We start from the raw sequence: 14,474 nt of genomic DNA on the forward strand, positions 1-14,474 counted from the left end.
CCTGAGGTAAACATTTCAGGCAATACAATTAGATCAACTTTTTCATCAATCGCATGGATTTTTTCTTCGAACTGAATGCGATTTTCAGCTGGATTTTCCCAGACTAAGGACGATTGCAGGATGGCTATTTTCATTTTACTTTTTTAAAATAAATCATTTAAGTTTTCCCAAGGCTACAAGCACAATCTTACTAAGTTTTTAGCATATATATTAAGAAAAAAAAAGATGCATTTAGATTTTAAATGGAATTAAAATGTTTCAAATGCAAAAAAATTGCAAAAAAATTGCAAAAAAATTGCTTGATAATAAAATGAATTATTTACATTTGAAAAATAAATTAATCAATAAAAACCATGAAAAATTATAGAATATGAAAATTAAGTTATTATTTCTATTAATTGTTGGAGTAATACTACTCACAACAGGCACAGCCAAAGCTGCTACAACAAAGTATAATTTGCAACAAAAAAGCAAACAAATTGATGTGTCTGGTCAAGTCTTAGACCAAGATACAGGAACACCAATCGCTGGTGCAATAATACAAGCAAAGAGTAATAAAAAAATAACAACTATCTCTGATTTTGATGGAAAATTCAAACTTAGTGTTCCAGAAAACGAAACACATATTGTGGTGAATTTTATGGGATATTCAAAAGCAGAAATAGCAATCAATGATAGAAACGAATTACAAATTACATTAAAGCCATCAGAAAATGTACTAGACCAAGTAATCGTTACCGCATTAGGAGTCAAAAAATCCAGCAAATCAGTTGCTTATGCAGTTACAGAACTAAAAGGCTCTGACGTCAACAAAGCCAAAGAGGCAAATATTGCAAATGCACTAACAGGCAAAATAGCAGGAGTAAATGTAAGTAGTGCCGCATCAGGACCTAATGGTTCTAGTAGAGTAATTATAAGAGGAAATGGCTCTTTAAATGGAAACAACCAGCCTATGTACATTGTAAATGATCTACCTATAGACAACACTCAACTCAACTTGCCCGGCATTGGTAATGGCGCTGGATCAACAAGAATAAATGTTGACAGAGGAGACGGAACTACACTTCTTAATCCAGACGACATAAAAAGCATAACCGTTTTGAAAGGAGGAACTGCTGCCGCGTTGTATGGATCAAATGCTGCTAATGGAGTAATTTTAATACAAACCAAAAGGGGTACCGCCCAAAAAGGAATTGGTGTTGAATACAACACATCTTTCACATTTGAAACTCCATCAATATTTCCGGATTGGCAGTATGAATATGGAGCAGGAGCATTAGGAAAAAAACCACTTACTCAAGCTGAGGCTATTAATTATGGTCGTTGGTCATGGGGTGCCAAAATGGACGGAACAGACGTGATTCAATTTGATGGAGTAAAAAGACCATACAGTCCACAAAAAGATAATATTAAAAACTTTTATAGAACTGGCACAACATTCATCAACTCCATTGCTTTATCAGGAGGTAACGAAAAAGCAACAGGAAGGTTCTCTTTTTCTAATATGAATAACGAAGGGGTTGTTCCAAACACAAATTTTAATATCAAAACAATTAATATCTCGACTAATGTTAACTTAACCGATTGGTTAAAATTTGATTTAGTTACACAATATAATATAGAGAAATCAAACAACAGAACTACAGTATCCGATGCAGAAGCGAATCCAAACTGGGGGGCTTACATGCTTGCCAATACAGTAGACATTAGAAACCTAGCTCCTGGTTATGACTCCTCAGGAACTGAAATTGCTTGGAATCCAGTTCCAATAGCAACAAATCCACAATTTGTAATCAACAAAATTAAAAACAACGACAACAAAAACAGATTTGTTGGTATGCTAAATGTAAAACTAAATTTTGCTCCAAATCTATTTTTGCAAGGACGTATCGGACAAGATTATACAAATTATAATTTTTACGGATATATACCTAAAACTACTCTAAACAATCCAATTGGATATGTTCAAAGCTCAAAAATGGTCTTGTCTAACCTCAACTCCGAAGCAGTACTTAATTATAGTAAAAAAAATATTTTAGAAAACTTTTCTCTAACCGCACTAGCTGGAGTAAATTCACGTACCACATCTAGGGATGAAACAAGAATCGAAGGGTCTGGATTTGTATTAGAAGATTTTTATTCTCTTACCAATTTAACTACTTTAAACAACAACTATCTATACGGAAAGACCAAAACAAACTCAATCTATAGCGCAATCGATTTAGATTATAAAAATACGATATTCTTAAATTTCACAGGACGTCAAGATTGGTTTTCAACTCTTTCAAAAAACAATAATAGTATTTTCTACCCATCAGTAGGAACAAGTATAATCTTATCAGAATTAGCAACGATGCCGAACTGGATTTCATTTGCAAAAATAAGAAGTTCATGGGCACAAGTAGGTGGCGCTACACCAGATCCTTATGCATTAAATTATTCATATTCTATGATCCAAGGAGGACATAACGGACAGCAGTTACAAGCTCCAACCGGATCAAGGGTACCCAATCCAACTTTAAGCCCACTTACCTCAACAACTTTCGAGATAGGTACAGACTTAGGTTTCTTCAATAATCGCTTAAATGTTGATTTTGCCTGGTATAATCGTTCTACTACCAACGATATTGTAGAAACCACCATCTCAACGGCATCTGGAGCCAATAGTGCTTTATTAAATGTTGGAAAAATGAGTAACAAAGGTGTTGAACTTCTCATTAGCGGGAAAATAATTAACACAACCAACTTTTCTTGGGAAGCCAGTTTTAATACTTCATACAATCAAAACAAAGTAGAAGCATTAACTGAGCAGTTGAATTCTATCACAATGGGAACCTCAGTAAATGGATATGTTACAATTGCAAGCGATATTAATAGACCCTATAGCACTATAAAAGGATACAGTCCGCTAAAAGACAGTAAAGGAAATATAGTTTACAATGTAAGTGGCGGCTCTGCTAGTATAGCAAGAGGACCACTTGAAGAATTAGGACAAGGTGTTCATCCTTGGGCAGCTGGTTTCAACAATGAATTCAAATACAAGTCACTATCCTTTAGCTTCTTAATTGATGGGAAATTTGGAGGTAGCCTGTATTCAGGTACTGACTTGTACGGGACTAGAATGGGACTCACAAAACTAACACTAGAAGGTCGCGAAAATGGTTTACCTATCAAAGGTGTTGATACAAACGGAAAACCAGTTGATATGGTTATTGCCCCTGAAAACTTAAGAACGTATTACGATGGACTTAGAAATATTTCATCTGAATTTATATATGATGCTAGTTTTATTAAATTAAGACAAATAATAATTGGCTACCAACTTCCAATTAGTAGAATAAAAATGTTGTCAAAAATACAAGGGGCGTCTGTGTCATTTGTAGCAAGAAACTTATTTATTCTCTATAAGAAAACACCAAATGTTGATCCTGAATCTGTTTTCAGCGCTGGAAATGCACAAGGAGTAGAGCAATTTGGAGTGCCAAAAACTAGAAGTTTTGGTTTAAGCTTAAATGTTAAATTATAAATCAATTCTTATTTTTTTAGTAAGATATAATTACGCAAGGAAAATGAAAAACACAATATTATATTTCGCTGGGCTATTTTTATTTAGCATCACAGCTTGTACCAAGGATTTTGAAGAAATCAATACCAATCCAAATGCGGTTGAAAAAGGAAATGTTAATTTTATTTTTAGCAAATCCCAATTAGACGGTTTAAACAACAATTATTTTTTTACCAACATACTACAATGTGGTGGGATGATCCAACATTACGCGACCTATAAAGAAGCCTCTGGTGTGGGAGATAAATACCTCAACAATGAGGTGTATTATTCGGCCTATTTTTCTCAAGCCTACCCAACTGCGATTAATGAAATTTCAATTGTAATTGATGCCCTAAAAAACACTCCAAATGACAGTAACAAATTAAACATTTCTCGAATTTGGAAAGCTTATTTATATCATAGAATAACCGATTTATATGGTGATATTCCATACTTTGACGCAGCAAAATCTAGTACTTCCCAAATTTTCCTGCCAAAGTATGACAGCCAAGAATCAATTTATAAAGATCTCTTAAAAGAGTTAGAAGAAGCAGCCTTAGGATTGGACCCTTCTAAATCAAGTTTTGGCAATGCCGATTTGATCTATAACGGAGATATCGCAAAGTGGAAAAAATTCTCTTACTCATTAATGCTTCGTTTAGGGTTGAGGCTTACCAAAGTTGATCCTAATCTATCTAAATCTTGGGTCACCAAAGCAATTGCTGGAGGAGTAATCATTAACGGTACAGACAATGCCATAATGAAATATACAGACGGCCCAAATGATTTTAACCGCAATCCATCCGCTTTCGATCCAAGAAGACAAGATTTTTCTCAAGGCTCTTTTGGACAAAAAAATGGGGAAGGTGGCAAACTTGCAAAAACTTTTATTGATGTATTAAAAGCAACATCCGATCCTAGAATTTCTGTGTATGCTGGCGTTTGGCAAGGAACTACACAAAATACTACTAGCGCTGCGCAAAAAGGCTTTCCAAACGGAATCAAAACAGCCCCTTCTCCATCTGAACAAGCTACTTATTCAGAACCCAATCAAAGTACGGTTCTTAGATTTGATGCACCTCTTATAATTCTTAGTAATGTAGAAACTAATTTGTATCTAGCAGAAGCAGCACTAAGAGGATGGTACACCGCAGAAACAGATAAAAACCTGTATGAAAAAGCCGTAAAAGCTTCTTTTACAAATATGGGAATCTACGGCGCAAGTTACACCATAAACGATGCTACGCCATATTTAACCGCTAACCCATTTAACACTAACGGTTCATTTGATGAAAAAATGGATCAAATTCATACACAAGTATGGGTTGCTTTATTCGTTGATGAACAAGAAATATATGCCAACTGGAGAAGAACAGGATACCCAAAATTAACACCGATAAACTTCCCTGGAAACGTTACAAACGGAACCATCCCTAGACGAATTAAATACCCAACAGGAGAATATTCTGTCAATTCAATTAACTTAGCAGAAGCTTCTAAACGTCAAGGTGCCGACTCTTTTACAACAAGAGTTTGGTGGGACAAATAAAAACATACGACAATATAATGAGCCTATTAATTCTTGCAGCATGCATTATTTTTCTTGTTCTTCAAATAACATGGTTTAAAATTAATCCATTTATTGCTTTTATTATAACTTCATTGTTGGCAGGCCTTCTTTTGGGCTTGCCAATGATGACATTAACACAAACTGTGCAAAAAGGTTTGGGTGACATGCTCGGCTCTATTGCTCTTATACTTGTTTTTGGAACATGTATTGGAAAACTTACCGTTTCCTCTGGAGCAGCAACTGTTATTTCAAAGACAATCATGAAATGGACAGGTGAAAAATATGCCCGCTTAGGACTAATGATTACTGGATTCGTAGTAGGAATTCCACTTTTTTACAGTGTTGGTTTTGTTCTTTTAGTACCATTAATTTTTTCGGTAGCCTATCAATTCAAATTGCCTAAAGTTTATTTGGCCATTCCTATGTTGGCCTCTCTTTCAGTAGCGCATGGTTTTTTGCCTCCACACCCTTCACCCATGGCATTAAGCAATCTCCTTAATGCAGAAATTGGTTTGGTGCTGACTTATGGAATATTAATTTCAATCCCCACTATTCTCATTGCAGGTTTGTTGTTCTCTAATGTTTTAAAAAATATTAAACCCAACTCCGAAAACACGATTGTACCCGTTGAACAATCCATCGAAGCAACAACAAAACCAAGTTTTTTGGTGAGTATCTTTTCTTCCTTATTTCCAGTTTTCGGATTAACCCTTACATCATTATTACCTCTTGTTTGGAAAAATGAACAAGTAAGCATTATCTGTAAAACCATTGGAGAACCCAGTAATATTATGCTACTTTCTTTAATCATTTGCACTTATACTTTAGGGTTACGCACCGGAAAAAGTATGAAGGCGATTTCTGAAGATTATGTGATGGCTATCAAAGATGTGGCACTAATATTACTAATAATTGGTGGTGCAGGAAGCCTAAAAGAAGTAATGATCGTTAGTGGTGTTAGCCAAACGGTTGTAGAAAATTTAATAACCACAGACATTCATCCCTACTTACTTGCTTGGTTAATCACCGCATTAATTCGAATTTGTATTGGTTCGGCTACAGCAGCGGGCTTAATGACTGCAGGGGTTTTAGTGCCACTACTACAATTGAAAGAGCTAGATCCTAACCTATTAGTTTTGTCCATAGGAGCCGGTAGCTTGATGTGTTCTCATGTCAACGACCCTGGTTTTTGGATGTTTAAAGAATACTTTAATACCAGCATGAAAGACACAATTAAATCATGGACCGTCATGGAATCTTTGGTGTCTGTACTTGGAATTGTTTTCATTTTTATACTCAACTTTATTATACATTAATATCATGAACATATTACCACAAGAAAAATTTGAAACGCTAGGCCTATCATTACCGCCAGCACCTATGCCTCTTGGAATATATAAACCTTACTTAATTGAAGGAAAATACCTGTACCTTTCTGGTCACGGCCCTGTAAGAAATGACAAATCCCTTATTATAGGACGCATAGGAGAAGATATGGATATCGAAGAAGGAAAATTGGCCGCTAAGCAAGTGGGCTTAACCATGCTATCTACTATTATCACAAATTTCGGGAGCCTAAACAAGGTAAAGAGAGTTATAAAAGTACTAGGAATGGTCAATTGCAGTTCAGATTTTTTATTACATCCGTATGTAATTAATGGTTGCAGTGAATTGTTTGCCGAAGTATGGGGGCAAGAAAACGGAATTGGAGTGAGAAGTGCCGTGGGAATGGGTTCTTTACCCGATAACATCCCTGTAGAAGTTGAAGCAATTTTTGAATTATACTAATACATCACAAATGAATAACGAAAGTACACAAGCAAAAGTGGTTGCTTTTGGCGAACTCTTATTACGAATGAGCGTTACCAATGGATTTAGATTTACTCAGGCAAATGAAATGCGTATTCAAACAGGAGGTGCCGAGGCAAATGTGTGTATCCTACTTTCGCAATTAGGCATACAGACCAAATATTTGACTCGATTACCAAACAATGACTTAGCAAAATTGGCTTTGAATGAGTTAAGCAAATTCAAAGTAGAAACGTCTAACTGTGTTTTTGGTGGTGAACGCATGGGGCTTTATTTTGTCGAAAACGGCAATCAAATAAGGCAGTCGCAAGTTATTTATGATCGTAATAATTCTGCTTTTGCTACTATCCCTCAAGATCAAATCAAATGGGAAAATGTACTGGAAGATGTGACTCATTTTCATTGGTCAGGAATTAGTCCGGGAGTTTCAGAAGAAGCAAGTGTAGCCTGTAGAGAAGCTATATTATCAGCCCATCGAAAAGGTATAATTATATCATCCGACTTTAACTACCGTTCAAAGTTGTGGCAATACGGAAGAAAACCTTCTGAAATCATGCCCGGATTACTCTATTATAGTACCATTACAGTAGCCGACCTAGACGCTGTTGAAATTTATTTTGGCATAAAAACAGACAACAAAAGTTCCGACACAGATCGTTTTAAAAAAGCATACGATCTTTTAAAGCAAAAAATGCCCTATCTAAAAACTCTTGCAATGAGTTTCAGAAAATCAGAAGGTCAATCTCATATTTACTCGGCAATGTTGATGTACGAAGAGCATTTATATCAATCTAAATCACATCAAATTCATTTGGTTACAGATCAAATTGGTTCTGGAGATGCATTTACTGCTGGCTTACTTTATGGCTTAATAAACAATAAGCATCCACAAGAATGTATAGAATGGGCAACTGCTTGTGGTGTTTTAAAACAAAGTATTCATGGCGATTTCGCTGTGACTTCTCCCGAAGAAATAAAACATTTTCTAGAGATTGGTACTAGTAATCGAATTAGCCGATAACATTTATTAAACAAACTCATGTACGAAATTTTAAAAAAACAAGGAGTACTTCCCTTAATCACTAAAATAGATATCAAAACTGCAGAAATCATAATGAAATCTGCTTCAGAAACGGGAATCAAGATTATTGAGTATGCCGCACGCTCCACTTCTGCAAAAGAAGTTTTTAGTCAAATGGTGGCCTATAAAAAAGAGCATAACTTAGACTTAAAATTATGTGTTGGGTCAATTTTGAATAGTGACGACGCTCAGTTGTATCACAATCTAGGTGCAGATTGTATCATTTGCCCGCATACCGATCCAGAAATTGGAGAGTATTGCATTAAAAACAACATCTATTGGATTCCTGGAGCCGCAACGCTTAATGAAGTCCTTTATGCCAACAAATTAGGTGCAGAAATAGTCAAACTATTCCCTGCCGATAAAATAGGAGGTGTCGATTATGTAAAAGCTATAAAAGCGCCATTCCCCAACTTAAAATTAATGCCAACTGGCGGAGTAACACTAGAAGAAAACAATCTAAAAGCATGGTTCAAAGCCGGTGTTGTATGTGTTGGAATTGGATCTAATTTATTTTCAAAAGAAACATTAGCCCAGATAACTTTTGAGAAATCTTGTGCTGTTTTTGAAAACTTAATAGCTGTGGTAGAAAAATATAGAAAATAAAGTTATGCAAAATAATTGGTGGGAAATAAATCCTGAAACTCTTATCGACACTCCATTCTTGGCCGTTTATACCGAACGAATGAAATTCAATATTGAAAAACTAATAGAGTCTGTTGATGGCGATACACAAAGAGTAAGACCACACATAAAAACGCATAAAATTGGTGAAGTTTTAGACCTTTTCAAAACATATCAAATTGATAAAGTAAAATGCGCTACAATTGCAGAGGCCGAATTGAGTGCCATGCATCATATTTCAGATGTTTTACTGGCCTATCAACCTGTCGGACTAAAAAGTAATCGATGGATTCAATTAATTAAAAAATACCCAAACACTCATTTTTCAACTATAGTTGATAGTCTTGAAGTTGCAGAAAAACTTGCCAAACTTGCCAAAGAAAACAGTTTAACCTTAAACATTTACCTTGACATAAATACGGGAATGAACAGAACGGGCGCTAATTTTTCTAGCAATTGGGAGCATTTAGCAACAAAAATTGCCCAACTTTCAAATCTCAACTTTATAGGATTACATCTTTATGACGGACACTTAAAAGGAAGCCTTGAACAACGAAAACGGGATGCTCTGACGGCATTTGAACAAATAAAAAACCGCTTAATTGTATTACAACAAGAATTTGACTATCAACTTAATATTGTAGCAGGTGGTTCAAATACGTTTCCTATTTATGCTAAAATAAAAGATATAGAATGTAGCCCAGGTACTTTCATTTTTTGGGATGTAAACTACCAAACACATTTACCCGAACAAGATTTTAAACTTGCTGCAGTACTTGTTGGAACTGTCATCTCAAAACCAACTGCAAAAACAATTTGCATCGATATTGGATATAAATCTGTTGCATCCGAAAATCCTTTGGATAAACGATTGGTCATCCTGAATGATGAAAAACTAATTCCAATTGCCCATTCCGAAGAACATTTAGTTTTAGAAAACAACGGCGTAAAGGATTATCCAATTGGCACCCTAATTTATGCTTTGCCTTACCATATCTGTCCTACTTGCGCTTTGTATGAATCTGTACAAGTAGTTGACCATGAACACAAAATTTATAACCAATGGATGGTTAAGGCTAGAAATAAAAAAATAACCATTTAAACTACAAACACTACAATCTTATGTTTATAATAGATGCACACCTAGACCTAAGCATGAACGCGATGGAATGGAATAGAGATTTAAGAAAGGATGTAGCCACATTACGCCTTTTAGAGCAAGGCATGACCGACAAACCAGACCGTGCAAAAGCAACGGTATCTTTCCCTGACTTAAGAAAAGGGAATATTGGCATTGTGGTGGCAACTCAAATCGCTCGTTTTGTAAAGCCTGATAGTGAAATTCCCGGCTGGAACTCTCCTGAACAAGCTTGGGCACAAACACAAGCGCAACTAGTATGGTATAAATGTATGGAAGAAGCTGGTGAGATGTTTCAAATTACTGATAAAAAATCATTACAAAAGCAATTGGATTTATGGAATGATGGTGCACCAAACGATAAAAAACCCATTGGATATATTCTTAGTTTAGAAGGAGCCGATTCTATAGTAGATATTTCCTATCTAGAAAAAGCATATAAATACGGATTACGAGCGATAGGTCCAGCACATTATGGACCGGGTCGCTATGCAAATGGAACTGATGCCACGGGAAAAATGAACGTAAACGGGCTTGAATTACTCAAAGAAATGGAGCGTTTGAATATTATTCTTGACGCAACACACTTATGCGACGATGCTTTTTGGCAAGCTCTAGATCATTTTAATGGTCCGGTTTGGGCAAGTCATAATAACTGCCGAAGCATTGTAAACCACAACAGACAATACAGCGACGAACAGATTAATGAATTGATTAACAGAGGGGCAGTAATAGGAGGCGCCTTAGATGCCTGGATGTTAGTTTCCAATTGGCAGAGAGGCGTTTCTACCCCTATTGATATGAACTGTAATTTGGAAGTTGTTTTTAAACACATGGATCACATTTGCCAATTAGCTGGAAATGCCAACCATATTGGAATCGGATCGGATCTAGATGGTGCTTTTGGCACGGAACAAAGTCCGTATGACTTGAATACAATTGCAGACTTACAAAAACTGGTTGCAATTTTTAGAAATCATGGCTATTCTGAAGAGGATTTAAAAAATATCTTTCACCAGAATTGGATTAACTTTTTATTGAAAAATTGGAATTAAAGAAATACTAAACTGGGAACTGCCTGCTTATACGATTGTAGCTTTTCGTGATCAGAATCTACTTCGGTAACCACATAATCTACTTCGGATAAGTTGGCAATTTTCATTTTTAATACTGTGTCGAGTTTTTCAGAAATGGTCAGTATTGCCGTTTTTTCTGAAGCTTGAATCATTGCTTTTTTTACTTGAACGGTTTCCCAATCTGAATCTGAGAAACCACCTTCAATATCTAATGCATTTGTACCTAAAATTAATAAATCAACCTTAATATTCGCTAATTGCTGATACACATCACCACTAACACACATTTGACTATATGACGAAATGCTTCCTCCAATCATTATGGTTTTAATATTGGGTTTGTCCAACAATTCAACAGCTGACAAAATGTTAACAGTAAATACAGTAAGATTTAAATCGTTAGGAATTAATCTAATAAATTCTCTAATAGTAGTTCCACCGCCGATCATTAAAACCATACCTTCTTTTAATAATGAAGTGGTTTTAAGGGCTATTGCTTTTTTAGACTCTCCTGCATAAGTTTGGGTTGAAGAAGAAGAATGATGGTAAGCCTTGGTCATTGCTCCCCCTTTTACTTTAATCACTAATGATTCTAACTCTAATTCATTTATATCTCGCCTAATGGTATCTTCTGAAACAAATAATTGACTTGATAACGTTTCAAAACTTACACGAGTATGCAAATTTATTTCTTTTATAATATGAGCTTTTCTATCTTCCTTCGTGAAATTCACAAATTCATTTTCATTCATGTATCTTCAATTTATTTGTACAAATGTAATAATTTTATGCAAGAACGTAATCAAACATTCACACCTCTGCGGAGTGACAACTAGTTAATAAACTAATTACCAAAAACTTTAATCGTCTTGTATTGTTGCGTTTTTTTGCATAAATATATTTTTATTATTTTAAAATTAATTCAATCTCTTAAAATTAAACCATGGAAAAATTTTTTTTCTTCCTTATTTTCTTTGTTAGTTTTTACTCAAATTCACAAGATCAGTTGAGTAACAACACTATAATTCCATCTCCAAATTATTACAAATCAAACGGAGATAGTCTCATTATAAAAGGAAAAGTGAAAATACAATTTGAAAAAAAAGTGTTTAGTGACAAAGAACTTAAAACAGCTCGTATTTTAGAAGATATCTTAAACACAAAACTATCCAACCAAAAAACAAACTGTAGCATACAATTTAACACAACAGACAATACCTTACCAAACAAAGAATCCTATAAAATAAAAATAACCGCAAACGGAATTTTTATCACAGGTCAAGAGGAAGGACTGTTTTATGCAGTTCAAACTTTATTGCAACTACTTCCAAATCATTTGTCGAGCAATAACGAAGTAAAAATTCCCTGTATTGAGATTGAAGACCAGCCAAGATACTCGTACAGAGGTTTGCTACTTGATGTAAGTCGCCATTTTTTTTCAACTACTGTCATCAAAGATTTGATCAAACAGATGTCATACTATAAACTCAATACTTTTCATTGGCATTTGACTGATGATCAAGGCTGGAGAATAGAAATTAAGAAATACCCAAAACTTACCGAAATTGGATCCAAAAGAGCTCAGACACTTGTTGGGAATAAGTTTGAACGATTTCCGCGATTTTTTGATGGAAACCCTTATGGTGGTTATTACACCCAAGACGAAATAAAAGAAATCGTTAAATATGCCGAGAACCATTATGTAAACATTATTCCTGAAATTGAAATGCCTGGTCACGCTTCAGCTGCTGTCGCTTCGTATCACAATTTAGCTTGTTTTCCTTCTTCAGATTTTAAAGTCATTGAGTCTTGGGGGGTATTTGAAGATGTTTATTGCGCAGGAAAAGAAGAAACCTTTACGTTCCTTGAGGATGTTCTTAAAGAAGTGCTATCACTTTTCCCTAGTAAATACATTCACATTGGAGGTGACGAATGTCCAAAAACAAAATGGAAACAATGCCCTAATTGTCAAAAAAGAATCAAAGAACTGAATTTAAAAGACGAACACGAGCTCCAAAGTTATTTTATAAAAAGAATAGAAAAATATCTAAATACAAATGACAGACAAATATTCGGTTGGGATGAAATTTTAGAAGGAGGTCTAGCCCCTAATGCCGCAGTAATGTCATGGAGAGGGGAATCTGGAGGAATTAGCGCTGCCAAACAAAAACATCCTGTAATAATGACACCTGAAGATTATGTTTATTTTGACCACAACCAAGGTTATTCTTTACAAGAACCTTTAAGTGTGGGGCGATTAACAACTTTAGAAGAGGTGTACCATTACAACCCAACACCAGAACATGAATTATCACCAGAAGAACAACATTACATCAAAGGAGTTCAAGCTAATGTCTGGTCAGAATATATAACAAGTGCTGCTAAATTAAACTACATGCTTTATCCTAGATTGTTTGCACTTTCTGAAATTGCTTGGACGAAAACGGAGCATAAAAATTACACTAATTTTATGCTTGTAAAAATACCATATCATCTAGAAAAGCTTGAAAAACAAAACAAATTGTATAAGCCCCCGACACCACTAGGAATAACAAACACCGCATTGGAAGCCTCCAAATTCACATTAGATATTAAGCCAACTCTAAAAAACGGACAAATATTTTACAGCATTGACGGTTATGATCCAGACCAAACCAGTAGGCGTTACACAGAACCCGTTACAATCAATATTCCTAAAGGAGAGTTCCGAACAATAAAAACAATTCAAATTAGTGAATCTGGAAAAAGAAGCTCAATCAATAAAGTGATAATTAAAAACTCTGAAACCTTAGCTGCCCAAAAAGTTAAAGCCACAAAAACAGGTTTGAAATATTACTATTTTCAAGATCTTTTTCAACAAACAAATGAACTGGATACTGCCCAATTTCTCCGTTCTGGTATTCATAAAGGAACTATCGGAATAACTGACTTCAAATCAAAAGAGATTCGTTATTTTGGTTTAAAACTAGAAGGATATCTTTACATTCCTGAAACCAGTTCTTATACCTTATCTTGTATCGCAGATGACGGCGCAAAACTTTACATTGACAATGAAATCATTATTGATAACGATGGAAGACATTGGATCAATGAAGCGTTCGGAGCCGTAAAACTCGAAAAAGGATTTCACAAATTTAATTTAAGCTATTTTGATGCCGATGGTAGTGCCGAGCTTAAATGCTACATTCAGCAAGAAGGCAAGGAAAAAAAAGAACTAAATAGCGAACAATTATTTTATGAATAGCAAAAAACACAAACCGTAATAATAGTATTCCGCATGTAGTTTTACAGGCATGTATTTATAAAAGAGTAAGTTAAAAACATTGTGTGTTTTTATTTAATAATTTATACTTTTTAGCTTATTTCGTTTACGAGATAATACCAAAATCATCTTTATCCTTCAAGAAACCTAGTTTTTGTCTGGTTTCTACTAGTGCATTTTTATCCAAAGTAGCTACAAAAACACCTTCGGATTCTTGTGGCTCAATAATAGCGCGCCCCAAATAATCTTGCACTTGCGAATGTCCGTTGTATTGATGATGATTGGCGTCTACTCCTATTCTGTTCGCTCCAATAGTATAACACATGTTTTCGATCGCTCGAGCTTTGAGTAAGGCGTCCCAAGCGTT

11 protein-coding genes are annotated in these 14,474 nt (G+C 35.0%); 9 read left to right on the plus strand and 2 right to left on the minus strand.

Annotated features, from left to right (window positions below):
- Window positions 1-370: 370 nt before the first annotated feature.
- From AO58_RS0116230 to AO58_RS0116265, 8 genes are read left to right on the plus strand one after another with little or no spacing between them, the layout of a single operon-like run.
- Window positions 371-3,526, plus strand: a complete 3,156-nt coding sequence (locus AO58_RS0116230; RefSeq protein ID WP_024982698.1) for a SusC/RagA family TonB-linked outer membrane protein — start codon at window positions 371-373, stop codon at window positions 3,524-3,526.
- 43 nt (window positions 3,527-3,569) lie between these two features.
- Window positions 3,570-5,096, plus strand: coding sequence for a SusD/RagB family nutrient-binding outer membrane lipoprotein (locus AO58_RS0116235; protein WP_024982699.1), 1,527 nt, complete (start codon window positions 3,570-3,572; stop codon window positions 5,094-5,096).
- Between the two features lie 17 nt (window positions 5,097-5,113).
- Window positions 5,114-6,433 (plus strand): gluconate:H+ symporter, encoded by a 1,320-nt coding sequence (locus AO58_RS0116240; protein ID WP_024982700.1) that lies wholly within the window; start codon window positions 5,114-5,116, stop codon window positions 6,431-6,433.
- Window positions 6,434-6,437: 4 nt separating this feature from the next.
- The gene (locus AO58_RS0116245; RefSeq protein ID WP_024982701.1) at window positions 6,438-6,905 is read left to right on the plus strand and encodes a RidA family protein; all 468 of its coding nucleotides are present in this window, start codon (window positions 6,438-6,440) and stop codon (window positions 6,903-6,905) included.
- Window positions 6,906-6,915: 10 nt separating this feature from the next.
- Window positions 6,916-7,947 (plus strand): sugar kinase, encoded by a 1,032-nt coding sequence (locus tag AO58_RS0116250; RefSeq protein ID WP_024982702.1) that lies wholly within the window; start codon window positions 6,916-6,918, stop codon window positions 7,945-7,947.
- A gap of 18 nt (window positions 7,948-7,965) precedes the next feature.
- On the plus strand, window positions 7,966-8,613 hold the full coding sequence (locus AO58_RS0116255) for a bifunctional 4-hydroxy-2-oxoglutarate aldolase/2-dehydro-3-deoxy-phosphogluconate aldolase (protein ID WP_024982703.1): 648 nt from the start codon (window positions 7,966-7,968) through the stop codon (window positions 8,611-8,613).
- A gap of 4 nt (window positions 8,614-8,617) precedes the next feature.
- Entirely contained in the window at window positions 8,618-9,733 is a 1,116-nt protein-coding gene (locus AO58_RS0116260; protein WP_024982704.1) for a D-TA family PLP-dependent enzyme, read from the plus strand.
- Between the two features lie 20 nt (window positions 9,734-9,753).
- Entirely contained in the window at window positions 9,754-10,824 is a 1,071-nt protein-coding gene (locus AO58_RS0116265) for a dipeptidase (RefSeq protein WP_024982705.1), read from the plus strand.
- Here the strand turns inward: AO58_RS0116265 and AO58_RS0116270 are convergent.
- Entirely contained in the window at window positions 10,821-11,597 is a 777-nt protein-coding gene (locus AO58_RS0116270; RefSeq protein ID WP_024982706.1) for a DeoR/GlpR family DNA-binding transcription regulator, read from the minus strand. The genes AO58_RS0116265 and AO58_RS0116270 overlap by 4 nt on opposite strands.
- Before the next feature lie 191 nt (window positions 11,598-11,788).
- Between AO58_RS0116270 and AO58_RS0116275 the strand changes: the two genes are divergently transcribed.
- Window positions 11,789-14,089, plus strand: a complete 2,301-nt coding sequence (locus AO58_RS0116275; protein WP_024982707.1) for a family 20 glycosylhydrolase — start codon at window positions 11,789-11,791, stop codon at window positions 14,087-14,089.
- Between the two features lie 124 nt (window positions 14,090-14,213).
- Here AO58_RS0116275 and AO58_RS0116280 read toward each other — a convergent pair.
- Window positions 14,214-14,474, minus strand: a 261-nt coding sequence (locus AO58_RS0116280; RefSeq protein ID WP_024982708.1) for a nitrilase-related carbon-nitrogen hydrolase, incomplete at its 5' end; no start/stop codon positions are given.

This window comes from Flavobacterium succinicans LMG 10402 (genome assembly GCF_000611675.1).
Taxonomy (GTDB): Bacteria; Bacteroidota; Bacteroidia; order Flavobacteriales; family Flavobacteriaceae; genus Flavobacterium; species Flavobacterium succinicans.

Excerpts from the sequence above, each read along its gene's own strand:
- AO58_RS0116255 (WP_024982703.1), top strand. The coding sequence starts at position 7,966 with ATGTACGAAATTTTAAAAAAACAAGGAGTACTTCCCTTAATCACTAAA.
- AO58_RS0116240 (WP_024982700.1), top strand. The coding sequence starts at position 5,114 with ATGAGCCTATTAATTCTTGCAGCATGCATTATTTTTCTTGTTCTTCAA.
- AO58_RS0116245 (WP_024982701.1), top strand. The coding sequence starts at position 6,438 with ATGAACATATTACCACAAGAAAAATTTGAAACGCTAGGCCTATCATTA.
- AO58_RS0116230 (WP_024982698.1), top strand. The coding sequence starts at position 371 with ATGAAAATTAAGTTATTATTTCTATTAATTGTTGGAGTAATACTACTC.
- AO58_RS0116250 (WP_024982702.1), top strand. The coding sequence starts at position 6,916 with ATGAATAACGAAAGTACACAAGCAAAAGTGGTTGCTTTTGGCGAACTC.
- AO58_RS0116270 (WP_024982706.1), bottom strand. The coding sequence starts at position 11,597 with ATGAATGAAAATGAATTTGTGAATTTCACGAAGGAAGATAGAAAAGCT.
- AO58_RS0116235 (WP_024982699.1), top strand. The coding sequence starts at position 3,570 with ATGAAAAACACAATATTATATTTCGCTGGGCTATTTTTATTTAGCATC.
- AO58_RS0116265 (WP_024982705.1), top strand. The coding sequence starts at position 9,754 with ATGTTTATAATAGATGCACACCTAGACCTAAGCATGAACGCGATGGAA.
- AO58_RS0116275 (WP_024982707.1), top strand. The coding sequence starts at position 11,789 with ATGGAAAAATTTTTTTTCTTCCTTATTTTCTTTGTTAGTTTTTACTCA.
- AO58_RS0116260 (WP_024982704.1), top strand. The coding sequence starts at position 8,618 with ATGCAAAATAATTGGTGGGAAATAAATCCTGAAACTCTTATCGACACT.